Source organism: Sphingobacterium sp. UBA7038, from assembly GCF_002494055.1.
Lineage (GTDB): Bacteria > Bacteroidota > Bacteroidia > Sphingobacteriales > Sphingobacteriaceae > Sphingobacterium > Sphingobacterium multivorum.
Genome location: NZ_DLAV01000037.1, coordinates 74,801 through 101,419 on the forward strand (window position 1 = coordinate 74,801; position 26,619 = coordinate 101,419).

At 40.3% G+C, this 26,619-nt stretch carries 20 protein-coding genes and 1 pseudogene; 11 read left to right on the forward strand and 10 right to left on the reverse strand.

The features are described from left to right. Positions 1-52: 52 nt before the first annotated feature. Entirely contained in the window at positions 53-1,162 is a 1,110-nt protein-coding gene (locus tag B3H30_RS21440; RefSeq protein WP_112375488.1) for a zinc finger domain-containing protein, read from the reverse strand. Between the two features lie 23 nt (positions 1,163-1,185). Beyond that, complete coding sequence (locus B3H30_RS21445) at positions 1,186-2,340, reverse strand: SPFH domain-containing protein (protein ID WP_112375487.1); 1,155 nt, start codon at positions 2,338-2,340, stop codon at positions 1,186-1,188. Positions 2,341-2,507: 167 nt separating this feature from the next. On the opposite strand from B3H30_RS21445, the gene B3H30_RS21450 reads away from it, so the two are divergent. The 3 genes from B3H30_RS21450 to B3H30_RS21460 all read left to right on the forward strand — a co-directional run bounded on the left by B3H30_RS21450 (position 2,508) and on the right by B3H30_RS21460 (position 7,103). After that, positions 2,508-4,361: a DNA topoisomerase IV subunit B gene (locus B3H30_RS21450; RefSeq protein ID WP_070563183.1), complete on the forward strand. Its 1,854-nt coding sequence runs from the start codon at positions 2,508-2,510 to the stop codon at positions 4,359-4,361. A 37-nt stretch (positions 4,362-4,398) separates the two neighbouring features. Further along, positions 4,399-5,241, forward strand: coding sequence for a formyltetrahydrofolate deformylase (gene purU / locus B3H30_RS21455; protein ID WP_112375486.1), 843 nt, complete (start codon positions 4,399-4,401; stop codon positions 5,239-5,241). A gap of 83 nt (positions 5,242-5,324) precedes the next feature. Next, positions 5,325-7,103, forward strand: a complete 1,779-nt coding sequence (locus B3H30_RS21460; protein ID WP_112375485.1) for a hypothetical protein — start codon at positions 5,325-5,327, stop codon at positions 7,101-7,103. Positions 7,104-7,182: 79 nt separating this feature from the next. Here the strand turns inward: B3H30_RS21460 and B3H30_RS21465 are convergent, their stop codons facing one another. The 3 genes from B3H30_RS21465 to B3H30_RS21475 form a co-directional block, all read right to left on the reverse strand. Further along, on the reverse strand, positions 7,183-8,088 hold the full coding sequence (locus B3H30_RS21465) for a class I SAM-dependent methyltransferase (protein ID WP_112375484.1): 906 nt from the start codon (positions 8,086-8,088) through the stop codon (positions 7,183-7,185). A gap of 107 nt (positions 8,089-8,195) precedes the next feature. Continuing rightward, positions 8,196-8,954 (reverse strand): ABC transporter ATP-binding protein, encoded by a 759-nt coding sequence (locus B3H30_RS21470; protein WP_070563195.1) that lies wholly within the window; start codon positions 8,952-8,954, stop codon positions 8,196-8,198. A 9-nt stretch (positions 8,955-8,963) separates the two neighbouring features. Further along, the gene (locus B3H30_RS21475; protein ID WP_112375483.1) at positions 8,964-9,698 is read right to left on the reverse strand and encodes an MlaE family ABC transporter permease; all 735 of its coding nucleotides are present in this window, start codon (positions 9,696-9,698) and stop codon (positions 8,964-8,966) included. A gap of 246 nt (positions 9,699-9,944) precedes the next feature. Here B3H30_RS21475 and B3H30_RS21480 point away from each other — a divergent pair, with 246 nt between their 5' ends. Next, positions 9,945-10,892, forward strand: a complete 948-nt coding sequence (locus tag B3H30_RS21480) for a LiaI-LiaF-like domain-containing protein (protein WP_070563198.1) — start codon at positions 9,945-9,947, stop codon at positions 10,890-10,892. 45 nt (positions 10,893-10,937) lie between these two features. Then, a complete protein-coding gene (gene ispG, locus B3H30_RS21485) occupies positions 10,938-12,953 on the forward strand; it encodes a (E)-4-hydroxy-3-methylbut-2-enyl-diphosphate synthase (protein WP_175441961.1) in 2,016 nt (671 codons plus the stop codon). A gap of 104 nt (positions 12,954-13,057) precedes the next feature. Here ispG and B3H30_RS21490 read toward each other — a convergent pair whose 3' ends face one another. After that, entirely contained in the window at positions 13,058-13,492 is a 435-nt protein-coding gene (locus B3H30_RS21490; RefSeq protein ID WP_070563202.1) for a T9SS type A sorting domain-containing protein, read from the reverse strand. A gap of 259 nt (positions 13,493-13,751) precedes the next feature. On the opposite strand from B3H30_RS21490, the gene B3H30_RS21495 reads away from it, so the two are divergent. Together B3H30_RS21495 and rlmF are read left to right on the forward strand one after the other, a co-directional pair. Beyond that, complete coding sequence (locus B3H30_RS21495) at positions 13,752-15,698, forward strand: KUP/HAK/KT family potassium transporter (protein ID WP_046671947.1); 1,947 nt, start codon at positions 13,752-13,754, stop codon at positions 15,696-15,698. 77 nt (positions 15,699-15,775) lie between these two features. Further along, positions 15,776-16,687, forward strand: a complete 912-nt coding sequence (rlmF, locus tag B3H30_RS21500) for a 23S rRNA (adenine(1618)-N(6))-methyltransferase RlmF (RefSeq protein ID WP_070563205.1) — start codon at positions 15,776-15,778, stop codon at positions 16,685-16,687. Positions 16,688-16,775: 88 nt separating this feature from the next. On the opposite strand, the gene B3H30_RS21505 is transcribed toward rlmF, so the two are convergent. Together B3H30_RS21505 and B3H30_RS21510 are read right to left on the reverse strand one after the other, a co-directional pair. Beyond that, entirely contained in the window at positions 16,776-18,470 is a 1,695-nt protein-coding gene (locus B3H30_RS21505) for an amino acid permease (protein WP_070563207.1), read from the reverse strand. Positions 18,471-18,550: 80 nt separating this feature from the next. Further along, complete coding sequence (locus B3H30_RS21510) at positions 18,551-19,234, reverse strand: ACP phosphodiesterase (protein WP_070563210.1); 684 nt, start codon at positions 19,232-19,234, stop codon at positions 18,551-18,553. A gap of 103 nt (positions 19,235-19,337) precedes the next feature. Between B3H30_RS21510 and tyrS the strand changes: the two genes are divergently transcribed. Then, on the forward strand, positions 19,338-20,621 hold the full coding sequence (tyrS, locus tag B3H30_RS21515; RefSeq protein ID WP_070563213.1) for a tyrosine--tRNA ligase: 1,284 nt from the start codon (positions 19,338-19,340) through the stop codon (positions 20,619-20,621). A 121-nt stretch (positions 20,622-20,742) separates the two neighbouring features. Here tyrS and B3H30_RS21520 read toward each other — a convergent pair whose 3' ends face one another. Beyond that, positions 20,743-21,252: a GNAT family N-acetyltransferase gene (locus B3H30_RS21520; RefSeq protein ID WP_070563216.1), complete on the reverse strand. Its 510-nt coding sequence runs from the start codon at positions 21,250-21,252 to the stop codon at positions 20,743-20,745. A gap of 275 nt (positions 21,253-21,527) precedes the next feature. Here B3H30_RS21520 and B3H30_RS21525 point away from each other — a divergent pair, with 275 nt between their 5' ends. After that, positions 21,528-24,263 (forward strand): FtsK/SpoIIIE family DNA translocase, encoded by a 2,736-nt coding sequence (locus tag B3H30_RS21525; protein ID WP_070563219.1) that lies wholly within the window; start codon positions 21,528-21,530, stop codon positions 24,261-24,263. A gap of 1 nt (position 24,264) precedes the next feature. Then, positions 24,265-24,918, forward strand: coding sequence for a LolA family protein (locus B3H30_RS21530; RefSeq protein ID WP_070563221.1), 654 nt, complete (start codon positions 24,265-24,267; stop codon positions 24,916-24,918). 97 nt (positions 24,919-25,015) lie between these two features. Here the strand turns inward: B3H30_RS21530 and B3H30_RS21535 are convergent, their stop codons facing one another. Beyond that, positions 25,016-25,828, reverse strand: a complete 813-nt coding sequence (locus B3H30_RS21535) for a lytic transglycosylase domain-containing protein (RefSeq protein WP_070563224.1) — start codon at positions 25,826-25,828, stop codon at positions 25,016-25,018. A 242-nt stretch (positions 25,829-26,070) separates the two neighbouring features. On the opposite strand from B3H30_RS21535, the pseudogene B3H30_RS21540 reads away from it, so the two are divergent. Further along, positions 26,071-26,619, forward strand: a pseudogene (locus B3H30_RS21540) (hypothetical protein); the annotation flags it as partial.

The window sequence follows — 26,619 nt, forward strand, 5'->3', positions numbered from 1 at the left end:
AAAGCGCTGTTCTCTTTTATTGAGAACAGCGCTTTTTTTATAACCGTTTTTGTTATACCATAAAACTCAATAGATACAACACAACAATGATCGCCAATACCAAAAAAGCAATTTTCCAAAAGCTATAAGGTCGTTGTCCATAAACTTTACCGTTAAAAGCATTGACCATGATCTGATAACTCTTTCCTTTGTACTGATAAGCAGATAACCATACAGGTAAAAGAATGTACTTCAATTTAATGGATTTAAAATCGCTATCAATAGAATCAATATCCTGTGTATCACCACCGATGTCATGCTCAACCTGACGTTCGATTTCCCGATCCATAATAGTCCGGGCAGTCTCCGCCGCTTTTACATGATCCACGCTAAAAGTTTCAGCGATAAAGCCACTTAAATATTGCTCATTGAAAGGTTTTAGGTAACCCAAATTCCAAGGTCCAATTTTATCAGAAAACTTTTCGGGAAGAGATGTTGATCCCGATATAACAATATCCTTAAATTGGCTATAGATACTTCCTGAAGCCGGATACCAGTTTGTGCGTCTTTCTTCGTATTCTTCCGTCTCGCCATCCGAATTGCGTCTTGTACGCGTCACATAATAATATTCTCCACGTGATCCTACGTAATCAGATTGTACATCTGCATCATAGGACCAAAATGGCACATACACCCCTTTTAAACGATCATTTCTTGAATTAAAAATTCGCTTAAAGTCATTCGGAGCGAACCATATCTTACCCGCCCATTGTGTCAATAGCCTAAAAGCATTTTTGTAATCAACGGAAAAGGGAACAAGACCATGTGGCTTCAAAATACGCTTTTGCTGATGGTCAATTACCAATGGTGAAGCACAAAAAGCACATAAATCTGCCGTAACATGAGGATTCAAACGCGAGTTTGCCCCACAGTTACTACAATGCACAACTTCAGCCAAATAGCTATAGCGCTCATCGGCGAGCCCCTCCATTGCTTGTCCAAAAACTTTATAATCTGTAGATTCAATATGCCCATCTTCCGGTAGCTGATCCGCTATTTCATTCCTGGTTCCACAATAGGAACACGCTAAATAGGACGTACCGGGCTGATAAGTCAAAATAGCACCACAGCCCTGACATTTTAACCCCTGCTCTATTTCGGAGGTTTTTTCTTCAAAACTCATAAAACTCGGTAATGCATTTTACCCTAAACTCCTGGTATCGGTGGCGGGTTCTGCGAAAACAGATCCTTTAATTCGACTACCTTTTCAGCCTCAATCCAGTTTTCAAGTCCCTCTTTCCAGACCAAGGTAGCAAGTGTCATCGTCCCCTCTTTTATCAGAGCGCGCAGCTGTTCCGAATCAAAGGGCCCTTCCTGTTTGCCTTTAACGGCCAGGTAATAAGCGACCGCTTTGGGCAATGGAGGAGGTCCAACGGCCCCTGCAGATGAAGCCGCAGCAGCTGATCCCGTACCAGTAGGATTATTCCCATCAAAACTGTTTTGCTGAAATACATTACCCATTTGACCAACCATTCCTGCTCCCAACCCAGCACCAAATCCAGCACCTACAATCCCTCCACTACTGGGATTCTCAGCAGCTTTCTCCATTGAATTTGCGGCTTGGAATTGGGCATAGGCCCCCAGATTACCAACGACCCCCATACTGCTTCGCTTATCAAGGGCTTTCTCGACTTCTTCTGGGAATGAAATATTTTCAATTAAGAACTTCGTTAAGCTCAAACCCAACTCATCAAAATCAACCCCAATTTTTTGCTGTATCAAGGCCGAAACTTCATCATAGTTGGATGCAAGATCCAAGGCCGGTATCTTCGACTCAGCAATAGCATCCATCCCCCGCGATACCGCAATGTTTCGAAGCTGCTCTGTGATATCCTCAACTGTAAATACAGGCGTCGTCGCAACAAGCTGTTTCATAAAAACAGTAACGTCCTTCACCTGAAAAGAGAAATTACCGAAAGCCCGAAGTCGAATGGGACCAAATTCAGGATCCCGCAACATAATCGGATTTTTAGTTCCCCATTTCTGATTGACAAATTGTCGAAGGTTGACAAAATAAACATCGGCTTTGAATGGACTATTGAACCCATATTTCCAACCTCTGAGGGTTGTCATGGTCGGCATATTTTGGGTCGTCAGTTCGTAACGACCAGGCTGAAAGACGTCCGCAACCACGCCTTCATTCAAAAATACCGCAGCCTGCCCTTCTCGCACAGTCAACTGTGCCCCCATTTTTATTTCATTCTGATATCGTGGAAACTTCCACACAATCGTATCTGTGCTATTATCGACCCATTCGATAATATCGACAAACTCATTCCTGATTTTATCAAATAATCCCATAAATTATTCTCTTTACAATTACTTACACTAAATGTAAACATTTCCCCGCAAACCGGCAATTTTCTCCAGCAGTACGCAAACTAGCGATATCTAAAAAATTTAGCCTTTTAAACTACTTATCGTAGTTTATTTTTTTTACTTTTGTTAGCTAAGTTCTACATTAATTTATGAGTACATATAACGAAGACAGCATTAGGTCCCTGGATTGGAAAGAGCATATCCGCCTCCGTCCGGGAATGTACATTGGAAAGTTGGGGGACGGTTCGGCCTATGATGATGGTATCTATGTTTTATTGAAAGAGGTCGTTGACAACTCAATTGATGAGTTTGTTATGGGTGCCGGTAAAACTATTGATATCACGGTAAACGAAAATAAAGTTTCCGTACGCGATTATGGACGTGGTATCCCAATTGGTTCTGTGGTTGATGTTGTTTCTAAAATCAATACGGGTGGTAAATATGATAGTAAGGCTTTCCAAAAGTCCGTCGGTTTAAATGGTGTCGGTACAAAAGCCGTAAATGCTTTGTCCAGTCAGTTTACCGTCCAGTCATACCGTCAAAATATAACACGCATTGCCCAATTCTCTAAAGGGGAATTAGTCAATGATGAACAAAAAGATACGACGCAACGGAATGGTACATCTGTAACATTCTATCCAGACGATTCTATTTTCAGAAACTACAAATACCGTCCCGAATTTGTAGAGAATATGATCTGGAACTATGTTTTTCTAAACTCAGGTCTTACGATCAACTTTAATGGGCAAAAGTTTATTTCTGAGCACGGACTAAAAGATCTACTGGAACGAAATATTGATGCCGAGTCCATGCGCTATCCAATTATCCACTTACGGGGGGATGATATTGAAATCGCGATGACTCACGGCCAGCAATATGGAGAAGAATATTATTCTTTTGTCAACGGTCAGCACACCACACAGGGTGGAACACACCAGGCAGCCTTCCGTGAAGCACTAGTCAAAACAATCCGCGATTTTTACAGAAAAGAATTTGACGCATCGGATATTCGTTCATCAATTATCGGTGCCATCGCCATCAAAGTGCAGGAACCCGTTTTTGAATCACAGACCAAAACAAAGCTAGGATCTCAAAGTGTAGGCCCAGAAGGCCCTACGGTAAGAGGATTTATCAATGACTTTGTTAAAAAAGCATTGGATGATTACTTACATAAAAATCCGGCTACGGCAGATGCTCTTCAAAAACGTATTCTTCAATCGGAACGTGAACGTAAGGATATCGCCGGTATCAAAAAACTCGCCAACGAAAGAGCGAAGAAAGCCTCTTTGCACAACCGTAAACTACGTGACTGTAAAGTGCACTTCAGCGATAAAAATGAACGTAACCAAGAAACAACGTTGTTTATCACCGAGGGGGATTCTGCATCTGGTTCTATTACCAAATCGCGGGATGTGCAGACTCAAGCTGTTTTCAGTCTGAAAGGAAAACCGTTAAACTCCTACGGTATGTCCAAAAAGATTGTTTATGAAAACGAGGAATTTAACCTCTTACAACATGCGCTTAATATTGAAGACGGTCTCGATGGATTACGCTACAACAATATCGTAATTGCTACCGATGCCGATGTCGACGGCATGCACATCCGCCTGTTGCTATTGACATTTTTCTTGCAGTTTTTCCCAGACCTTGTCAAAGCTGGCCACGTTTCCATCTTACAGACACCACTTTTCCGTGTCCGCAACAAAAAGGAAACGATCTATTGCTATTCCGATGAAGAACGACAAAAAGCAATCGCAAAATTAGGCGCTAAACCTGAAATTACCCGATTCAAAGGTTTGGGTGAGATATCACCTTCCGAATTTGGATTATTTATCGGAAAAGATATCCGTCTTGACCCGGTTATCTTGTCCAAAGACAATAAAATTCAACAGTTATTAGAATATTACATGGGCAAAAACACACCAGATCGACAAAAGCATATTGTCGAAAATCTGCGTGTTGAAGTTGACCTTGAAGAAGAACTAACAAAAAAAGCGGGTTAAAATAACCCGCTTTTTTAGCAACCTACAACCACCTTTCATGCACAACCAAACCTTAATTCTGATCCAATGTCAAGATGCCGTTGGATTGGTCGCCAACATTTCAAATACGCTGGCAAAATATCAACTCAATATTGTCACCATGCGTGAATATGTGGATGAAGAAGCCAACAAATTCTTCGTGCGTGTCGTGTGTAACGGTATCGTGCCTGAGCAGAAACAGCTTTCGGATTCCCTTGCCGAAGTACTTCCCCCATCTGCTCAGATACAGATAAATCCCAATAACCGCAAAAAAATCGTCGTCCTCGTGACCAAAGAGCATCACTGCCTTGCCGATATCCTGGTACGTCAACACTTCGAAACATGGGGAGCCGAAGTACAGGCCGTAATTGGTAATTATGAATCATTACGCTCCTTTACGGAAAAGTTTGATATTCCTTTTCATTGCATCTCACATGAAAACCTAACAAAGGAAACATTCGAAAAACAACTGATCGCACAAATCCAAAACTATAATTTCGATTACATCATTCTGGCGAAGTTCATGCGAATCTTGTCTCCTCAGTTTGTCAGTACCTTTGAAAATAAACTGGTCAACATACACCATTCATTTCTACCCGCTTTTATTGGTGCCAACCCGTACAAGCAGGCTCATGCAAGAGGCGTTAAGATCATCGGTGCCACAGCGCATTTCGTTACCGACCAACTCGATGAAGGCCCCATCATCGTACAGGATATACGACATGTCAATCACACCTATACTGTAAAAGATATGGTAACTGCCGGCAAAGAAATAGAAAAGGCTGTTCTGAGCAGAGCAATTCGTCTGCTTAGTGAAGATCGTGTGATGCGCAACGATTACAAGACAATTGTATTTGAATAGTGATTACAATCATGTCCAGATAAAACAATCATTACTTTTTTTCAGCGTTATTCTCTATTATTTCGTAAAAGAAATATTTAAGAATGACGCATACTTTTCATATCCCCGTATTAGGCTTAGCTTTCTCCATCGACTCCGCACTTAAGGTCGCACAATATGGTATCTCCACCGTAATGTCTATTGTTGACGATGAACTCATCGAGCGCATGCGCCGCTATTACTGCGGACAATATCAAATCGTCTATCATCCGATCACTAAAACAGAAGAAGATTACCGGGCAAAAAGAATTACGGCCTATCTCAATCTCGTACAGTTTGTGGTCAAGAAGCAAGTCGTGGCCTTGAAGCGTCAGCCCTTTACCGAAAATTCAGAACTTACCAAATATTTTCAGCTTTTACCCGAGTCACATCCTTCAAAACCGATTTATCACGCGATGGAAATGGAAACCAATCGCGCGATTAAAACCGAGCTGCAAGATCTATTGATCAATTATCTCAAACCGGGAGACATCGATGTTAATATTATGTCCAAAGTAGATAAAATGAATTACCAGGATGGTAACCTATTGGATCAGCGTTATTCTGATGCTTCAGCAGCCTTACGTGGTTTTGCAAATTCCAACTTGCATTCCTCCCTTATCCTTTCCGCAGGGATGAATCCACACCTATACGCTTACCTCGCTGAATTACCGGCTTTCTTCCCCAATAGTGAAGGTCTATTTGACAAAAAAGTCGTTTTGAAAGTAAGTGACTTTCGATCGGCGCTCATCCAGGCAAAATATCTCGCTAAGCGTGGTGTATGGGTATCTGAATTCAGAATAGAATCCGGTTTGAACTGCGGTGGTCATGCTTTCGCAACCGATGGTCTTCTTCTGGGACCAATCCTTCAAGAGTTTAAAGAGAAAAAAGAAAGTTTGAAAACCGAACTTTTCGAGATATACCACGCATATTGGGTTTCCCAGGAGCGCTCATTAACAACTCCTCCCAGCATCAAATATACAGTTCAAGGAGGCGTGGGAACAGCTTCAGAACATCAGTTCTTATTAGACTATTATGGATTCGATGCCGTAGGATGGGGATCCCCATTCCTGATGGTTCCCGAAGCAACCACAGTAGATCAAGAAACCCTGAAAGCATTGGAACTTGCCAAGAAAGAAGACTTCTACTGTAGTGGAGCATCTCCATTGGGAATTCCCTTTAACAATTTCAGACAAAGTGGCGCAGAGTACCTACGGTTGGAACGTATAAAAAAAGGGCGCCCCGGTAGCCCTTGTAAAAAAGAATACCTTATTTCGAACACCGAGTTTGGTGATAAACCGATCTGCACTGCATCACGCGTCTATCAACATCAAAAGATCCAGGAACTACAAAAACAAAATCTGTCCGCTGCGGAATACGATAAATCCTTTGACGACATTACAGAAAAAACCTGTCTTTGTGAAGGGCTCGCAGCACCAGCTTATCTTAAGTACAATATCCAAAAGAGCAAAGAACAGACCGCTGTATCCATCTGCCCAGGCCCGAATCTTGTCTGGTTCAAAAAACAATATTCTTTGCGGGAAATGATCGACCACATCTATGGCCGTATATCAGTTTTTGAAAATGACAACAGACCTTTTGTTATGATCAACGAACTCAACCTGTATATCGATCATATTCAAAAATATGTAACAGACAATAAAAATATCATGAACGATAAAAAGATAAAATATGTAGCTAGATTCAAAGCACAATTACAAGCTGGAATAGCTTATTACAACGAACTTACCCAGCACTTATCGCTTATTCCACAAAATATCAGCACAGCGATACCCAGACAGCTTGAACTGGCATCACTACGTTTAAAAGACATCCATATGTAACCTCCTAATATAACTTTAAACAAACACGGGGCGCTTCAATAAGCGCCCCGTGTTATTATCAGGAATCTTTTGACAAGCCTTACTTCGCTATTTTGCGAAATTTACCGAATACCCCAAGTGGAAGTTTCGGTCCTGCTGTTGCTTGTAAGAACAACTCGCCTATTTCCAAGTTTTCCACTTTTGGGAAAGCTGTCTTAATTAAATTTTCAACAATAACAGAGGAAAACCCTAATGAATACGTATTCAAAATCAAGAAATGCTCTTTAGGATCCAATAGTTGAACGACTTCAGTCATCATTTCCATAATGTGATCTTCCAATTTCCATTTCTCGCCCTTTGGCCCATGCCCATATGCGGGTGGATCCAAAATAATCCCATTATATGTATTACCTCTTTTCAGCTCACGCTTTACAAATTTCAAAGCATCTTCAACCACCCAACGAATGTTATCCAAATTGGAAATTTCCATATTTTCATTTGCCCAGGTAACAACCTGTTTAATCGAATCTACGTGAGTCGTATCCGCGCCCGCAGCCTTTGCTATTAAAGATGCTCCACCAGTGTATGCAAAAAGATTTAGGACCTTCGGTCTTTCCGTCTTAAATGAACGTACAGATTCCGAAATATAGTCCCAATTTACAGCCTGTTCCGGAAATATCCCGACGTGTTTAAAAGATGTCAAGCCCAATCTAAATTTGATGGCCACATCCTTATTTTTATATTCGATATGCCAACGGTCTTGGGCTTGAGGATTTTTCTTCAACCATTCTCCTGAAGTAGCCGAACGACCTTTGAATTTGATATGATAACGCTTGTTCCACTCCGCATCAGTCAATGCCTTAGGCCATACAGCCTGAGGTTCTGGTCTGATTAAAATTAAATCACCAAAACGTTCCAGTTTTTCAAAATCACCACAATCAATGAGTTCATAGTCCTTCCAATGCTGTGGGGTCAATAGTTGTATATTTGTTGCTGCCAAAATCAAAATTTTCCGACAAAACTAAGCTAAATTTCAATATAAAAGAAATCTGCATGATGCTAACACAGATCAAACACATAAAATTACGCGCAATAAAGCCACGTTCCCAGCCCTTATTGCCCCATAGAAGCTTTCGCACTTTTCATTAATGGGCTTGCAAAAACAAAGTTGTTCAATTCCTCCACATCTGACCGCATCATATCCTTATTGGAACCTTCCCAGAATTTCTCTCCTTTATAGAGAAACAAAATATACTCACCAATTCCCATCACAGAATTCATATCATGTGTAACAACGACTGTCGTACATTTCAACTCTTGCGTAATTTTTAGTACCAATTCATCAATAACAATCGAAGTCTCCGGATCCAATCCCGAATTGGGTTCATCACAAAATAGATATTTAGGGTTCATACTAATTGCACGTGCAATTCCAACCCGCTTTTTCATCCCCCCCGAAAGCTCCGCAGGGAACAGTTTATTTCGTCCCTCCAGATTAACCTGTTCCAAACAATGATTTGCACGGTCTAATTTTTCCGCTTTGGACATATCCGTAAACATGTCCAACGAAAACATGATATTCTGCTCTACCGTCATCGAATCAAACAGCGCTGAATTTTGAAAAAGCATACCTATTTCTTTTCGAATAGGAACACGCTCTTCAAAATTCATCCGAGTAAAATCCTTGCCATCAAAAATTACCTTTCCTTTTTCCGGTTGGTGCAGGCCTACGATACATTTCAATAAAGTACTCTTTCCCGAACCCGACCCTCCAATAATCAGACTCACCTTTCCGGGTTCGAAATTTGCACTAATTCCTTTCAGAACATGGTTGTCACCAAACGATTTGTTAATATCTTCGATTTGAATCATAAAATCTTTTTAAAGCATTAATGCGGTTATCACATAATCCGCCGCAAGAATAGTTATACAGCCAACGACAACTGCTTCTGTGCTAGCTTGCCCAACTTCCAACGCTCCGCCCTTTACATTATACCCTTTATAAGCAGATATCGAGGTAATAATAAACCCAAACAAAACAGCTTTAACAAGGGCAACTGTCACCGTGAAGCCGTTGAAGCCATCTTGAATTCCTAAAATATAATCCGCCTGTGTCACAGCGCCCGAAAGGGATCCACCTAACAAACCGCCCACTAAAGCGCACACGATAGAAATAATCACCAACATCGGAATCATGGTGATACCCGCCAATATTTTGGGTAATATCAAATAACCAGGAGCATTGATCCCCATAATTTCCAAAGCATCAATCTGCTCTGTAACACGCATGGATCCGATCTGTGAAGATATAGACGACCCAATTTTCCCCATTAAGACCAATCCCGAGATCGTCGGTCCTAATTCCAAAATATTTGAATCCCGGTTGATCGAACCTATAATTGAATTTGGGATCAAGTCGGATACCATCTGAAAGGCAATTTGCATGGTCATAACAGCGCCAATGAAGGTGGAAATAATAACGATAAGTCCTAGAGATCCTATACCAATATCGGTCATTGCCAATACGGTTTCCTTCCAATAAATTCGCCCTTTCTCCGGTCTTTTAAAAACTGATTTCAGGAGTATGAGATATGCACCAATGTGATGAAAGATCATATTATCTATTTAATTTCAATGTATTACGCCAATTTAACGGCTATACTGAGCCAAGCTATCCATTAAAGGTAATTAATTCCAGCAAATATATAAACAAGCAAAAACCCAAAAAGTATACGAAAAACGAAATTACTTACCGATCAATTAGTCACATTTACCGATTTTTTATGTATAATAGCCTAAACATTCATACGGTATCTCCCAAAGCGACTTACTTTTGAGATATATTAACAAACGGAATTAGTTATGAATACACGAAGAATAACAACTGGTATCACCATTCTCTTTATAGGAGTTGTCTTATTATTATCACAGCTCAACACAATTTCTTTCAACTGGGTAGGTATTTTTAGATACTGGCCGCTGTTTATTGTGCTTGCCGGAATTCGTATGCTGGTACCCAAAGACCAACAGATTGGACAGTTTGTCGCCATCGGTTCTACCGTCGTAATTTTAGGTTTTTTGACTTACATAGGGCTGTCGACACCAAAGGAACCACTTTTAACACAGCTTTTAAAAAGTAAAGGCGTCAACATCAATGTCGACGATCCCAACGATAAAACAAATTATACAACAGAAAAATTAAACGTCCCGCTGGATGATAAAATCCATAGTGCTACCCTAAACCTCGATTTGGGGGCCACTTCATTAAGAAATGATAGTAGCACTACTTCAGAAATCTTCTCGGCATTTAACACATCAAAAGAATATCTACTGGGCATAACTGTGCATGGAGAATCTGCAGACAAATTAGATATCAACCTAAAGGGAAAATACAAAAACAAGGATTTTAACAGCAAAAACAACAATACGTTTATCGCATTAAACCCCAACATCCTATGGAATCTGAATTTTGATGTAGGTGCAATTGATGCCAGGTTAGATCTTTCACCCTACAAGATAGAAACATTGGATATCGATGCTGGAGCGACTAGTCTAAAGTTAAAATTAGGTCAACCGCTGGCAACAACTAAAATTTCTATGGATGCTGGAGCCTCCTCTATTGAAATCTCCATCCCCAAAAACGCGGCCTGTCGTATTACAAGCGACAATGCATTATCCTCGACAGATTATGAGGGCGATTTCCTAAAAAGTGAAGGCGAAGTAAAATCGACAAATTACGACTCTGCCGCTCAAAAATTCGATTTCGATATCAACGGTGGCATCGCGTCAATAAAAATTAGAAGATATTAATTGACACCCGATTTTTAGTCAAGAAAAGCTAACTTTGTGTTAGATATGGACACAAGTAATATGTTGACATTACCTGGAATCTATTGCAATTCCAAGGTAGATTATTCGAGATGGAAAACAAGGGAAATTCAGATCGGTGATATTCCCATGGGTGGCGATAATCCCATTCGTATTCAAAGTATGACTACGGTAGATACAATGGATACGATGGGCTCAGTTGAGCAGACCATTCGAATGGTAGAGGCGGGCTGCGAATACGTTCGTATTACCGCTCCAAGTATTAAAGAAGCACAAAATTTAGCTAACATAAAAGATGAACTTCGCAGAAGAGGCTATAAAGTCCCTTTAGTCGCTGATATTCATTTTACACCAAATGCTGCCGAGGTCGCTGCGCGCATCGTCGAGAAAGTAAGGGTCAATCCCGGTAACTATGCAGACAAGAAGAAATTTGATCAGCTATCTTATACCGATGCTGAATACAAGCGCGAGTTAGATCGCATCTATCAAAAATTCACTCCGCTCGTAAATATCTGTAAGGAAAATGGTACCGCCATGCGTATTGGTACCAACCACGGCTCACTTTCGGATAGGATCATGAGTCATTATGGTGACACTCCGGAAGGGATGGTCGAATCTGCCATGGAGTTTATCCGGATGTGTGAAGATCTGAGTTTCTACAATCTCTGTATCTCCATGAAATCTTCCAACCCGCAGGTCATGGTCAAAGCCTATCGATTGCTGGTCGAAAAAATGGTTTCCGAAAACATGAACTATCCCCTACATCTCGGTGTAACTGAAGCTGGAGACGGTGAAGATGGTCGTGTAAAATCTGCCGTCGGTATCGGAACACTGTTGGAAGATGGATTGGGCGATACGGTACGTGTATCGCTAACCGAAGAGCCTGAACGGGAAGCTCCGGTCGCTATAGCACTTGTCAATAGATATAGCAAAAGAAAGGCAAACATCGCGAGTCAGCCCAAACAAAAGATTGTTCAGCTCTCTCCGGAGACACCACATATTCCTTATGCCAGCCAAGAAGTAAATACTTTCATCGGCGGCTCTTTGGTACCTAGGGTTGTGGTCGACATTTCTAAGGAAAATCTAAAGGACGCTCAGATCCTTACCAAAGTAGGTTATCGCTACGATATCCTATTAGATAAATACCACATGGGTGAGCAGTCTGTAGACTTTGTTTATCTCGCAGACAGTTTACCATCCTTTACGATGCCGGCAAATCTGAAGCAAGTATATAACTATAATACCTGGTCAAAACTTACCGATCAAACCAATATTCATCCGCTCTTTACCTTAGAAGAATTCGTAAAGTCAGACAATAAGGATAAAGTCCTGAATATGGTCAAAATCTGTAATTCAGATTTATTAACCCCATTGTTTGAATCCTTACAGCTAGACAAAACAGTCGTATTTATCGTAGAAACCGATTACTTGCACGGTATGGCAGATCAAAGACAGTTCTTTCGAAATCTGCAGGAAATCGGTATTGACAATCCTGTCATTATCAAGCGTTCTTATTTGGCGGAAGAATTCTCAGGACCCATTGGTGATTTTATGAATCCCGAAGAACCGATATCAAAAATACAGCTGTACGCTTCTACAGATCTAGGCGCATTATTAATCGATGGTTTAGGTTCAGGAATTTGGATTGACTCTCCGGCAACGGCATTGGAAAATATCGCCTCACTTTCGTTCGGAATTTTACAGGCGACACGATCCAGAATATCCAAGACAGAATATATTTCCTGTCCAAGCTGTGGCAGAACCTTATTTGATCTCCAAGAAACCACGCAAATGATCCGAAGCCGTACCAATCACTTAAAAGGCTTAAAAATTGGAATCATGGGCTGTATTGTTAATGGCCCTGGAGAAATGGCAGATGCAGACTATGGTTATGTTGGGGCGGGCCCTGATAAAGTGACATTATATAGAGGTCAGCAGGTGGTTAAGAAAAATGTGAGTTCAGCCCATGCCTTAGATGAATTGATCAAGATCATTCAAGATGATGGATTGTGGATCGAAGAACTACAACAAGACCAAAATTAACAAATCAAGCTATACATAAAACAGCAAAGGGNNCCCTTTGCTGTTTTATGTATACGAATGAACGTACATTACAAATTACCTTTTTATCGAAAAATGTTACTTTCTTATCGAATAGAAAATCTTTTCACCACAGTTTCCGAACCTGCAACTACGCGTACAAAGTAAAATCCTGTCGTTAATTTTCCACCATGCTCAAAGGAAAGATTTTGAATTCCTGAATCCAGATTACCATTCATTAATTGGAGAATCTCATTGCCCAATGCATCCATTACTTTGATAGACACACTCGACGATTTTGCCAATTTAAAAGAAAGATTTATTTGTTCAGCAATCGGATTGTAGAAAACCTTCACATTATTGATAAGTTTCTCTGTCTCCTTGATGTTATTATCTTCTCCGAATGCCTCACTGCCGTCCCAAATATGTTGCGAAATAGTATGGTCATAAGGAGACTTTGCATACACCCGAGTCAACCCGCTACACAATGTCAGTGCGGATAAAAGTGTTAAACAAGCTGCTTTAAGTAGATTTCTCCCCATAGTGTTAAATTAGACTTCAAATACTGGTTACGGTTTAATCAAATATAACGCTAACTATTTGAATTATCAACAACAAAGTTAGTATTTTGTTTAAAAGTTTTTCAGCAAATAGATTCATTCTAAGTTTCTTTTAACAAATTTTAACAGCTCTTGCGCATGTCAAAGTAAATGCTAAAATTTGGCGCAGGAAATGTACCTACTTAAAGTACAGGCAAAAAGTATATTTTTGCAGTATATTTTGAAATAAAATAATTGATAAATGGCAGACAACAGTCATCACAACAGTATCAATAAGGTGAGTTTCGCCGGATTATTGATCAGTTTAGGGATCGTTTTTGGAGATATCGGAACTTCTCCATTGTATGTTTTCAAAGCAATCATGGGACAAGGAGCCATTCAAAAGGACTTAGTCTTGGGCGGGCTATCCTGTGTTTTTTGGACACTGACGCTCCAGACAACAGTAAAGTATGTTTGGATCACACTCCGGGCAGACAATAAAGGTGAAGGCGGTATCCTATCCCTCTATTCATTGGTACGCAAACGAGCCCCTTGGTTAATTTTCCCGGCGATGATCGGTGCAGCGACCTTGTTAGCGGACGGAATGATCACCCCTGCCATCACAATATCCTCGGCTATTGAAGGTTTGGATCTCAAATTCCCAGGATTACCTACAGTACCTATTGTAGTTACAATTATTTCCTTATTGTTTATTATCCAACGATTTGGAACATCTGTTGTAGGAAAGGTTTTCGGCCCATTGATGACCATCTGGTTTACAATCATTGGTGTAATCGGTTTATCTCATCTTCACCTCGCACCAGAAGTGATGAAAGCGATCAACCCCTATTATGCTTTCCATATTTTGATTACCTACCCCCATTCGCTATTACTGATCGGTGCCGTGTTTTTATGTACTACAGGTGCCGAAGCATTGTATTCGGATATGGGGCACTGTGGTAAAAACAATATCCGCATCAGCTGGATCTACGTAAAAATCACACTTATACTAAATTATTTCGGACAAGGAGCCTGGTTATTGACACAGGAAGGACGTGTCCTTGGAGGTGAAAATCCGTTCTACTCAATCATGCCCGATTGGTTTATAGGCTACGGTATCGCCATCGCGACGATTGCAGCGGTCATCGCCAGTCAAGCCATGATATCCGGATCATATACTCTAATTTCGGAAGCAGTACGGTTGAATATATGGCCTAAGGTGGCTATCCGCTACCCCAGTGAACATAAAGGTCAGTTGTATGTACCATCCATCAATTTAATTTTATGGGTCGGCTGTATGATTGTCATCTGGGTTTTTGAAGAATCAAGCCGAATGGATGCAGCCTATGGTCTTGCGATCAATTTAACGGTATTGATGACCACGATTTTAATGGGATACTTCCTCGCCATGAAAAAAGTCAACCGTGTACTAATTGCGGTATTTTTGATTGCTTATTTTGTTATTGAACTAACTTTCTTAATAGGAAATGGTGTTAAAATAGCCCATGGCGGTTGGTTGACTCTTCTGCTTGCCACTGCGCTATATATAACAATGTATTGCTGGTACACAGCGCGAAAAATTAAAAATCGTTTTGTTAACTTCATTAACATCAATAAATATTACCCCATTATCTCCGAATTGAGCGAGGACAAATCGGTCCCTCCCTATGCGTCGCATTTGGTCTATCTGACAAGTGCAAATTTCAAATCCGAGATAGAGGCTAAAATTATTTATTCAATTATTAATAAAAAGCCAAAGCGTGCGGATGTATATTGGCTCGTCCACGTTGATGTGATGGATCATCCACATACAAAAGAATATTCAATCGATCAGCTTATCCCGGGTAAGTTAATACGGGTTGATTTTAAACTTGGCTTTAGAGAGGAACAGCGCATCAGTCTACTGTTCAGAAAAGTAGTTGAGGAAATGGTGAAAAAAGGTGAAATTGACATCACCAGTCAATACGACACCCTACGTAAACACAATATTCCTGGTGACTTTAAGTTTGTTGTTTTAGAAAAAGTACTCTCCAAAACCAACCAGATGACATGGATAGAAAAAGTAATTATGGACATCTATGGTTACCTCAAAAAAATGAGTTTGTCCGAAGAAAAAGGTTTTGGTTTAGATTCCAGCTTTGTTACAATTGAACGGGTTCCGCTCAATTTTCCACAGACTTCAGAGGTCCATCTCATACGGAAAGATTAAGACTCCTCAAGGTGATGCTCAAGCATCACCTTTTTTATTCAATAGAATTGCATTACTTTTGTTGCAAATAATACATCATGGCAGACGCTAATCCAAAAAAGAAATTACATCCTAGAAATAGACATCTCGATAACTACAATTTTGAAGAATTGAGCAAAGTGGAACCTTCGCTCAAAGATTTTGTTATAGAAAATGCGTATAAAGTAAAGTCCATCGATTTTAACAACCCCGATGCTGTTAAAACGTTAAACAAGGCACTTCTAAAAAAATATTACCACATTCAACACTGGGATATCCCCAAAGAGAATCTTTGCCCTCCTATTCCGGGCCGGGCAGATTATATTCATTATATCGCAGACGTTCTTGCAAGGGACAATAATGGTGAAATTCCAAAAGGCGGAAACATCCACGTCCTCGACATCGGTGTTGGTGCAAATTGTATCTACCCCATCATCGGACATCAGGAGTATGGATGGAGCTTTGTAGGGTCTGAAATCATCAAGAGCGCATACAAAAACGCCATCGAGATAACACGGACAAATATGAGCTTAAAAAAGAGCATACAGATCCGCCTCCAAAATAATCCGAAGGCCATATTCAAAGACATTATTCTTCCAGGGGAAAAATATGATGTGGTGATCTGTAATCCCCCATTTTTTAGCTCTCAGACCGAGGCTTTACAGCAGTCCATCCGTAAGACCACAGGTATCAAAGACGCTAAAATAGACGAAAAACCGGTCACACAGGCATTTTCTGGACAAGGAAGCGAGTTATGGTGCGATGGTGGTGAAAAAGCGTTCTTGTCACGCATGATCTTTGAAAGCCAATTTCACAAAGATCAAGTAAAATGGTTCACAACATTAGTTGCCCACCGCGAAGACATTCGCTTTCTACAACACAAACTAAAGAAAATAAACGTAAAAGAGACCGAAGTGATCCGCATGGAACAAGGTAATAAGGTAAGCCGGATCCTTTTATGGAGATTCTAATAAGTCCATGATATTAAAAAAAAGGAGCTATCTTTTATGCAGATAGCTCCTTTTCTTTGATTCATTACTGTACGACGCTTCTCCTATACTAGGCTTGCGCCTGTTTATTTAACTTTGAATGTTTATAGCCATACATAAAATATACAGCCAATCCAATCACGAGCCAGATCACAAATATTATCCAGTTACTTGCCCCCAGCTCCGTCATTAAATACAGATTGATCAGAATACCAACGACAGGCAATAGGGAAAAGTTCATTTTAAAGCTATAAATCCCCAGTCCAAGCCAAGTTAACCAAAATATGATGACCAACATTTTATGTTCTAGAATTTCAAGGATGGTAAGCGATTTCCACTCCTGTATCGTTTCTTGCGCATAGCTAAAAATAAACACAATAGCAATCAGTAGCCCTGCACCAACCAAATACTTACCGTTGATGTAAGGAACTTTAAATTTGGATTTTGCCGATAAACCCGAATAATCCATATACAATACACCGGCGCACACAAGTATAAAGGCAAAAAAGGTACCGACGCTCGTTAAATCCACAAAGAAATCCATTTTAAAAAATAACGAAGGGATAGCAACCACCAAACCCGTTACAATAGTTGCAAACGAAGGTGTTTTATATTTTGGGTGAATGGTCGCAAACTTCTTCCACAACAAACCATCCCGACTCATCGTCATCCAGATTCTTGGTTGCGCCAATTGATACACCAGCAAGGCACTGGTGATGGCAATCACAGAGGTCACCGATATAATTCCGGCCATATGGTCAAAGCCCACATATTTAAACACGAAAGCAAGCGGATCCTTCACATTTAATTCGGTGTAATTAACCATCCCCGTCAAGACTAAGGTAATAGCAACATACAATACAGTACAAATCAATAGGCAATAGATCATCGCCTTAGGTAGATCGCGCTGCGGGTTTTTACACTCTTCGGCAGTTGTGGAGATCGAATCGAATCCGATAAAGGCAAAGAAAACCGCGGCCACACTTCCGAGTACACCTTTGAGGCCGTTCGGCGCAAAAGGTGTCCAATTTTCAGGTTTAATGAAAAATATACCCCCAAAAATTACGGCCAGGATAATCGCTACCTTGATCATAACCATAATCATACTCGCTTTCTGGGACTCTTTGATTCCGATATAAACCAACCAAGTAACCAAAAATGTAATGACACCTGCTGGTAAATCGAAAATAATAGGCAGTCCTCCTATTCGTGGTGCATTATTAAAAGCATCCAGACCATGTTGGTCGATTGCGGTCAGTGCAGCCGCACCATGTTGGTTCATCTTCTCTACAGCATCATAAGCATAGCCTGGCGCCATGGACAACCAAGCCGGTATGTGGAGTCCAAAGCCCTCCAGCATGGAGACAAAATACTGCGACCAGGAAATGGCAATAACCGTATTGGAAACAGCATACTCCAAGACCAATGCCCAACCTATAATCCATGCAAACAACTCACCAAAGGCCACATAAGCGTATGTATATGCTGAGCCAGACACAGGAACCGTACTGGCAAATTGCGCATAGGCCAATGCCGTAAAAACACAGGCAAAAGCCGTAAAAACGAAGAGGAGTGATACCGCTGGTCCACCTTCATAACTCGCCAATCCAATTGTGCTGAAGATTCCAGCCCCTACAATAGCGGCGATACCCAACGAAACCAGATCTGTTACCCCCAATACCTTTGCAAGGCCCGTCCCCTCCTCTTTTTGAGTGTCATGCAGAATCTGATCAACACTTTTCTTCCGAAAAAGTCTATGTGACATGTAAATTTAGTTTTTGATACTTAAAATTATGCGAAAATAAATATTTTCAAGGTCTTATACTATTGGTATTTTCTGACAGACTAATTAAAGTCCACCAGCTCATATTGAATATACTGGTAAATTTCTTGATAATCGGTCATCTGCGTATGTAAATAGGAAATCAGCTGTTCTGTCAGAAGCTGTCTTTGCTCCACTGAAACTTCAAATTTCCACAATCGCTTACAAATATTGAAAAGCGCACCTGCGATTTTTTCTACCTGTGCATAGTCATAAATATACGCCCACTCAATAAACTGATGATAGAACTTTTCAAACTTAGGAATATCACTCAGCTGATTAATTTTCAAAAACTTCCGAACAGCATCTTCATTGACATGTACCAGTGCAGCGTAGAATTTATCGATGGAGACCGCTTTATTTTGTGTTAGGATATGATCCAACAATAGCTCCAACGCAATATGGGCCATAAAGGACGGACGGATAGGCAGCCCGGCTAAACTAGACTGGATTTTTAGTTTCAGCTGATGTGTATGATGAAAAAAGTAAGGTGAATTGTGAAATAGACGATCGACCTCGATATGACGGTTCCAGCCTATGTACAATTGTTCCAGTAAAGGATTGTCCAAGAGCTCATCTTCATACTGACGCGGTTTTAGCATAAAGGATTTATCCGCATTTTTTAATAGATCGGGTAACAATCCACCCACCATACGTTCGGGATTAGTTGCAAACCGTTCAAAATAGAAATGTGATAAAAAATTCATACCAGCTTATTAGCGTGTGCTTTTATGGGAAATTATTCGCTCAATATACGCTTAATCTCCTATCTTTGCATCTTGTAAATTAAAAAATTAAATCCATTTAACAATGAGCTTTGTAGAAGAATTACGTTGGAGAGGCATGTTGCAAGATATTATGCCAGGCACTGAAGACTTACTGAATAAAGAAAAAGTCGCTGGTTATATCGGCTTTGATCCCACAGGCGACTCTCTACACGTAGGACACTTGACGCAAATCATGACGTTGATCCATTTCCAAAATGCAGGCCACAAACCAGTTGCCCTGGTTGGAGGAGCAACAGGCATGATCGGAGACCCTTCTTTCAAATCTGCAGAGCGTAACTTGTTGGACGAAGCTACCTTACAGCATAATGTCGCTTGTCTGAAAAAGCAGTTAGGCAAATTTCTTGAATTTGGAGAAGGGGAAAATGACGCCCAAATGGTTAATAATTACGACTGGTTTAAAGATTTTAAATTTTTGGATTTTATTCGTGATATCGGTAAAATGATTACCGTTAACTATATGATGTCAAAAGATTCTGTAAAAAAACGTCTGGAAGGCGACAATGGTCTCTCATTTACAGAGTTTACCTATCAATTGATTCAAGGATATGACTTCTACTATCTTTGGAAGCACCACAACTGTAAAGTTCAAATGGGCGGGTCGGACCAATGGGGTAACATCGTAACAGGAAGCGAAATGATCCGTCGCCAAGATCAGGGAACAGCCTATGCCATCACGACGCAATTAATCAAAAAAGCCGACGGCCAGAAATTTGGAAAGACCGAATCTGGTGCCATATGGTTAGATCCAAAAAAAACTTCTCCGTATAAGTACTACCAATTTTGGTTGAATACGTCAGATGATGATGCTAAAAACTGGATCAAAATTTTTACACTCAAACCTCAGGAAGAAATTGAGTCCATTATTGCAGAACATGATGCAGCGCCACACTTACGTTTAGTTCAAAAAGCACTGGCAAAAGATATCACCATTCGTACCCACTCCGAAGAAGCGTACGAAACTGCGATCAAAACTTCTGAATTTCTTTTTGGAAATGGCTCTTTAGAATTCTTAAACAACTTAGATCACGACGCAGTTTTAGAGGTATTTGAAGGCATTCCGCAGTTTCAGGTCGCTAAAGCAGATCTCGCAGCAGGCATCAATATTCTTGATTTACTAGCTGTTCAGACACAGGTATTTCCGTCAAAAGGTGAAGCCCGCAAAATGCTTCAGGGCGGCGGCGTTTCTATCAACCGAGAAAAAGCAACCGATATTGAAGATTCGATTACGGACAATCACCTTGTAAACAATAAATATATTGTTGCACAACGCGGTAAAAAGAATTACTACTTGATTATTGCAGATTAATGATCAGCAGTATCCTGATTTAATAATCCATAAACATAAAAAAGTCCCTTTTGAACAAAGTAAAAGGGACTTTTTTATGAAATCCAATGTTATTCTTCCTCCGCAGAAGAAATCGGTTCGGTTATTTTAATAGTTTTTCAAATGCTTTGCGTGACGCTCCCCTAAAATGTACTTCCCCGCAATAGCGGTACCCTAACTTTTCGAACACATGCAGCATACCCCCATTGTCAAAATTAGTATCCACCTTAATACTATAAACGCCATGATCGATGGCTATCTCTTCCACCCCGGACATAATAGCCGTCCCCACACCTTTCATATGCGGATCCTGCGCCGAGGCCAGTCGGTGTATACCGACATAAGAACCATCACTTAACCATTTTCCGTCAATATCATTATATGCAGGTTCGACATCAAAAATAATAGCAACATAACCTACAATCCTACGCTCCACTTCAACGACATGCCCGTAGCCCTTATCAATATCCGACTGAACCACATCTTCATTCGGATAACCATCTTGCCATTGTCGGCTACCTTGTTCTTTCCTGAGGGCAATTGCTTGTTGTATAATTTCCCAAATCCGTCCTTTATCAGCTAATGTCGCTTTTCGTATTTCAAACTTGTTCATGCTATCTCTTATTTTATTCGTAAAACTACATATTTTAGAGCAACTCTAAAGAATAGGCAAAAACAGAAACAATCTTTAGCCATATCCCATATTCTTTAGCCCACCCCACTTGCAGGGCATAGTATTTGCTAGCCATTATACCTATCAAGCTTTTTAGCTACATCTAAATTTATTCATTCATAAAAAACGACAAACTTAAAATAATAGGCGATCAGCATCTTTAAAATACTATCAAAATAACTAAGTTTGTAAGCAGTATAATTGTGAGCTTTTCAATGTCAAATAAAGGAAATACATTTAGGCAGACAGGGAATTCAGTTTCCGGCAAACGTGCCCCTCAAAAGGAATCGACAACATTTAAAAAAGAAAAAAGTCAAAAAAACAGTGTACCAAGAGATTATTCTGATGCACAGCAAAAGGCTGTCAAGATATTAGGGATTTTATTGATCTTACTTTCATTGGCATTTGCTACAGCTTTCGTCTCCTACTTATTCACTTGGGAAGACGATCAAAGTTATATTGCAAAAACCAATGGTGGATGGTCGACATTATTCCGATCCGCAGAAGAAATTCATGATGAAGCTGTTGATCTACCCGTTGTCGATAATAAACTAGGGAAATTTGGCGCATTGCTAGCCAACCAATTCATGTACGAATGGTTTGGCGTCGCATCTTTTCTTTTTATCCCCGTATTATTCATTTTAGGATATCGCTTGTTGTTCAAGAAATCATTACTTCCTTTGTACCGTACTGTAGTCTATTCTTTTGTTGCTATCGTTTTTATCTCGGTAACTTTAGGCTTCCTGCATGGATTTATGGCCGATACACCGCATATGCTCGAGGGTAAATTTGGCTTTTGGACCAATAAATTACTGGAAGCACAAGTTGGCATTGTCGGCGTTGGCTGTATATTGGCTTTTGCCTACCTGACGACATTGATCTTACTTTACAACCTCGATTTTAAATTTGTCCTATTCAGTAACAGGAAATCCAAGTCATTCTCTGAAGATACGGACGAAGAGGATGAGGATGAATACGCTCCACAAAATCTTAGAAACAAAATTCATATTGAAGATGATTCCATCCAGTCGGTGCGAGAATCTTTCCAACGGTCAACGTCAATCAATGAGCGATTTCAATCTGCTCGGGACAAAGAGGTACAGGAAGAACTTCAGCGTCCTGCCTTTACGCATCACCCTGTACCCGAAGTACAAATTGATCCGAAGGACAAAGTGGTGCTCACCTTCGACGATAGTCCGCTTGAAAGAACAGAGAATACACCTTCAATCAGTTTTACAATTGATCAGCCAAATGAAGAATTTGAAGCCGAAGACTTACCGTTAATCCAGGAATATCAAGCGCCGAAAATCGAAGCAGAACCCCAACGAGAGCCAGAAGCTATTATTGAACCCGATGCAGTACCCGGTCTGGTGGTCGAAGATATCAAAGAGGAAAAAGAAATTACCGCCAGTGATCTTGTGGCCCAATTCGGACAGTATGACCCAAAATTGGATCTTTCTGGCTACCAACATCCGGCATTGGATTTATTGAAGGACTATGGTGGTGGTAAAATTACCATCAATCAACAGGAACTCGAAGCGAACAAAAATAGGATTGTTGATACACTGAGAAACTATAGCATCGAGATCGAAAGCATCAAGGCAACGATAGGACCAACGGTGACTTTGTATGAAATTATACCAAAACCAGGTGTACGGATTTCAAAAATCAAAAATCTGGAAGATGACATTGCCTTAAGTCTTGCGGCCTTAGGTATCCGGATCATTGCACCGATGCCCGGAAAAGGAACTATTGGTATTGAGGTACCAAACTCCAGTCCGGAAATGGTGTCCATGCGATCGGTCCTTGCTACGGAGAAGTTTCAGAAAACAGATATGGATCTCCCGATCGCTTTAGGTAAGACAATTTCAAATGAAGTGTATATTGCCGATTTAGCTAAAATGCCTCACCTTCTGGTTGCGGGGGCTACCGGGCAAGGTAAATCAGTAGGTATTAACGCGATTCTGACCTCTCTACTGTATAAAAAACATCCAGCCGAACTAAAATTTGTCCTTGTTGACCCTAAGAAAGTGGAACTTTCTCTATTCAAAAAAGTAGAGCGCCACTTCCTTGCAAAATTGCCTGACGACGGAGATGCGATTATCACCGATACGAAGAAAGTAATCAACACCTTAAATTCCCTCTGTATAGAAATGGATCAACGTTATGATTTGTTAAAAAATGCGCAGGTACGGAATTTAAAGGAATATAATGCAAAATTTATCAATCGCAGATTAAACCCTGAGGAGGGTCATCGATTCTTACCATATATCGTTCTTATTGTTGATGAGTTTGCCGACTTGATGATGACAGCAGGAAAAGAGGTCGAAACACCGATTGCACGATTGGCACAATTGGCCCGTGCGGTAGGAATTCACCTGGTTATTGCAACCCAGCGTCCTTCTGTCAATATCATTACCGGTACAATCAAGGCCAACTTCCCTGCACGTCTGGCATTCCGTGTGTTGTCGAAAGTCGATTCACGGACCATTCTAGATACAGGCGGTGCAGATCAGTTGATCGGTCGGGGTGACATGCTTCTAGCGACTGGAAGTGATTTGATACGTATTCAATGTGCTTTTGTGGATACGCCTGAGGTTGAACAAATTTCCGATTACATCGGTGCGCAACGAGGCTATCCTTCGGCATTTATGCTTCCGGAGTACGTAGACGAAAACGGAGATGGTTCTGGTAGTGTAGATTTTGATCCCAAAGACCGCGATCAGTTGTTCGAAGAAGCTGCCCGATTGATTGTCATGCATCAGCAAGGCTCTACGTCATTAATCCAACGTAAATTAAAATTGGGTTATAACAGAGCAGGACGAATCATCGATCAATTGGAAGCTGCAGGAATTGTAGGTCCATTTGAAGGAAGTAAGGCCCGCGAAGTGCTTTATCCAGATGAGTATTCATTAGAACAATTTTTGGAGACGTTAAGAAAGGACAACTAAGATGAAAAAACAAGTATGGTTTATTGTAGGTCTGCTAATCATGGCATACAGCCAAAACAGTTATGCACAAAATGACGCTGCTGCCAAGGCGCTACTGACGAAAGTAAGCCAAAAGTACAATGCATACAAAACAATACAGGCCAATTTCTCATTAGATATTAAACAAGCTAATGGCGGCTCGCATACTGATGCCGGAACAATATACCTGGACAAGAGTAACAACAAGTACCAGGTCAATACCAAAAATCAAGTATTGATATCGGATTCCAAGACACAGTGGAATATCATGAAAGCGGAAAAAGAAGTTGAAATCTCAGAAGCAAGCAATTCGACCAACGAGATCAATCCAACAAATATATTCAGCTTTTATACCACCGGTTTTAAATATACCTTGACCAATACAGAAAAGGTAAAAGGGCTTACACTAAGTGTTGTTGAATTAAGTCCTCTTGATAGCAAAAAAAACTATTCAAAGATCAAGCTGCGCATTAACAAAGCAAGCAGTCTGATCTATGATACCACCGTATTTGATAAAAGTGGTAATCGCTATACGTATACATTAACTTCTCAGGAAGGTAATAAGGCGCTTTCCGGTAGTCTATTCGTATTCAACAAAAATGATTATAAAGGCTTCGACATCGTCGATCTGAGGTAAAAATAGAACAATACTACAGGTCTGATTAAAGACAGTACAATAAAAAGGGCTTTCCACTATGCAGTGGAAAGCCCTTTTTATTGTGAAGTACACTATTTTACAGCATGTTCGGTTCCTTATCCAACGTCTCACTTTCTTTATTGGCATAACGTGAATAGCCATGCTTCTGTGGATGTTCGATAATTTCCTTCATAGAAACAAGTTTGTACACATACGAACCCGTTTCATTATTCAATTTCAAGGCAAAATAGTCGTCCTTTTTTTGTCTTCTTATAGAACCTCTTAAACTGCCATCACCAACATTATACGCCGCAGCAACCAAGGTCCAGTTACCAAATTGGCCATAGAGGTATTTGAGGTATCTCGCTGCAGCATGCGTAGATTTAACAAGATCCTTTCGGTCGTCTACCGTACCATTGACTTTTAATCCATACAAACGGGCTGTTGCCGGCATAAATTGCCAATAGCCACCAGCTCCCTTCGATGAAACAACAGCTTTACTAAGGCCACTTTCCACCAATGGAATGTACTTGAAATCTTCCGGAATACCATGTGATTTAAGGATCTTTGCAATCATAGGCAAGTAGGTCTCTGCCTTTTTGTGCATATCGTACGATCCTGTTTTTTTAAACGAGAATCGACTGAAAAATTTACGCAATTTACTTTCCACAAGCGGACGATCCATCGGTAATGAATCTTCGGCAAATGTCAATGAATTCATATACGATTCAAAGGAATTGCTTTTTTCTTTTTTTTCTTCTTCATCCCCATGATGAACGGGAACTACTACGAGCTTCGGTTCAACGATCTTATCGCCGTTTGAAGCATTGTTGTGTGGGGTTGAGTATAACTTTGACAGCAATAAAGCAAACAAAATCAAACTACTACATAAAACTCTCTTTCTTATCATTCACTCCCTTAATGCTACCCTATCCACGACTGCAATCGATCAAAAAATAGCTTGGTTCAAATTCAAGGGTACAAAGGTAAACACTATTTATTTAAAAAACAAATAGTTACATTCTAGACAACTTAAAGCGGCTTTGTTATCGTAAAAACGCAGCAAATTCAAGAAAAGACAAAAAGATAAGGATTTTTTCGCAAAACCCAAAATTATACCTAACTTTGTCGTTCACATTTTAGCAAAACACAATGCCATTCAGCAATAAAAGGAACAGTCGTGATGACAACTCCAGAAAGTCACGAGGCAACTCAGATAGTTTCAAATCTAGAGGCGATAAGAACAATAGTTTCGGAAAAAAATCATATGGGTCGAATGACCAATCTGAAAGAGGCTCTTTCAGAAAAGATGATAATCGTGAGAACAGATCATTCGGATCTAAAAAATTCTCAGACAAACCTTCCTTCCGAGGAGATAACAATTCCTTCCGTTCAAAAGATAATTCAGAAAAATCCTTTGGTAGAGGAGGCCGCTCATTTGATAAAAATGATTCTTCAAGATCTTTTGACAAAAAAGATTCCTTCAATAAATTTGATAGATCAGAACGTTCTTTTGACAAAAAAGATAACTTCAAACGTTCCGATAGAAATGACTCTTCAAGATCTTTTGACCGTTCAGAACGTTCTTTTGATAAAAGAGATAGTTTCAAACGTACAGATAGAAATGATTCCTCAAGATCTTTTGACCGTTCAGAGCGTTCTTTTGATAAAAGAGATAGTTTCAAACGTTCAGACAGAAAT

Bases quoted from the DNA above. Each gene is read 5' to 3' on its own strand.
- B3H30_RS21450 (WP_070563183.1), top strand. From the start codon at position 2,508: ATGAGTACATATAACGAAGACAGCATTAGGTCCCTGGATTGGAAAGAG.
- B3H30_RS21490 (WP_070563202.1), bottom strand. From the start codon at position 13,492: ATGGGGAGAAATCTACTTAAAGCAGCTTGTTTAACACTTTTATCCGCA.
- B3H30_RS21535 (WP_070563224.1), bottom strand. From the start codon at position 25,828: ATGATAAGAAAGAGAGTTTTATGTAGTAGTTTGATTTTGTTTGCTTTA.
- rlmF (WP_070563205.1), top strand. From the start codon at position 15,776: ATGGCAGACGCTAATCCAAAAAAGAAATTACATCCTAGAAATAGACAT.
- B3H30_RS21460 (WP_112375485.1), top strand. From the start codon at position 5,325: ATGACGCATACTTTTCATATCCCCGTATTAGGCTTAGCTTTCTCCATC.
- B3H30_RS21505 (WP_070563207.1), bottom strand. From the start codon at position 18,470: ATGTCACATAGACTTTTTCGGAAGAAAAGTGTTGATCAGATTCTGCAT.
- B3H30_RS21470 (WP_070563195.1), bottom strand. From the start codon at position 8,954: ATGATTCAAATCGAAGATATTAACAAATCGTTTGGTGACAACCATGTT.
- B3H30_RS21510 (WP_070563210.1), bottom strand. From the start codon at position 19,234: ATGAATTTTTTATCACATTTCTATTTTGAACGGTTTGCAACTAATCCC.
- purU (WP_112375486.1), top strand. From the start codon at position 4,399: ATGCACAACCAAACCTTAATTCTGATCCAATGTCAAGATGCCGTTGGA.
- tyrS (WP_070563213.1), top strand. From the start codon at position 19,338: ATGAGCTTTGTAGAAGAATTACGTTGGAGAGGCATGTTGCAAGATATT.
- B3H30_RS21475 (WP_112375483.1), bottom strand. From the start codon at position 9,698: ATGATCTTTCATCACATTGGTGCATATCTCATACTCCTGAAATCAGTT.
- B3H30_RS21445 (WP_112375487.1), bottom strand. From the start codon at position 2,340: ATGGGATTATTTGATAAAATCAGGAATGAGTTTGTCGATATTATCGAA.
- B3H30_RS21525 (WP_070563219.1), top strand. From the start codon at position 21,528: ATGTCAAATAAAGGAAATACATTTAGGCAGACAGGGAATTCAGTTTCC.
- B3H30_RS21520 (WP_070563216.1), bottom strand. From the start codon at position 21,252: ATGAACAAGTTTGAAATACGAAAAGCGACATTAGCTGATAAAGGACGG.
- B3H30_RS21530 (WP_070563221.1), top strand. From the start codon at position 24,265: ATGAAAAAACAAGTATGGTTTATTGTAGGTCTGCTAATCATGGCATAC.
- B3H30_RS21480 (WP_070563198.1), top strand. From the start codon at position 9,945: ATGAATACACGAAGAATAACAACTGGTATCACCATTCTCTTTATAGGA.
- ispG (WP_175441961.1), top strand. From the start codon at position 10,938: ATGGACACAAGTAATATGTTGACATTACCTGGAATCTATTGCAATTCC.
- B3H30_RS21440 (WP_112375488.1), bottom strand. From the start codon at position 1,162: ATGAGTTTTGAAGAAAAAACCTCCGAAATAGAGCAGGGGTTAAAATGT.
- B3H30_RS21495 (WP_046671947.1), top strand. From the start codon at position 13,752: ATGGCAGACAACAGTCATCACAACAGTATCAATAAGGTGAGTTTCGCC.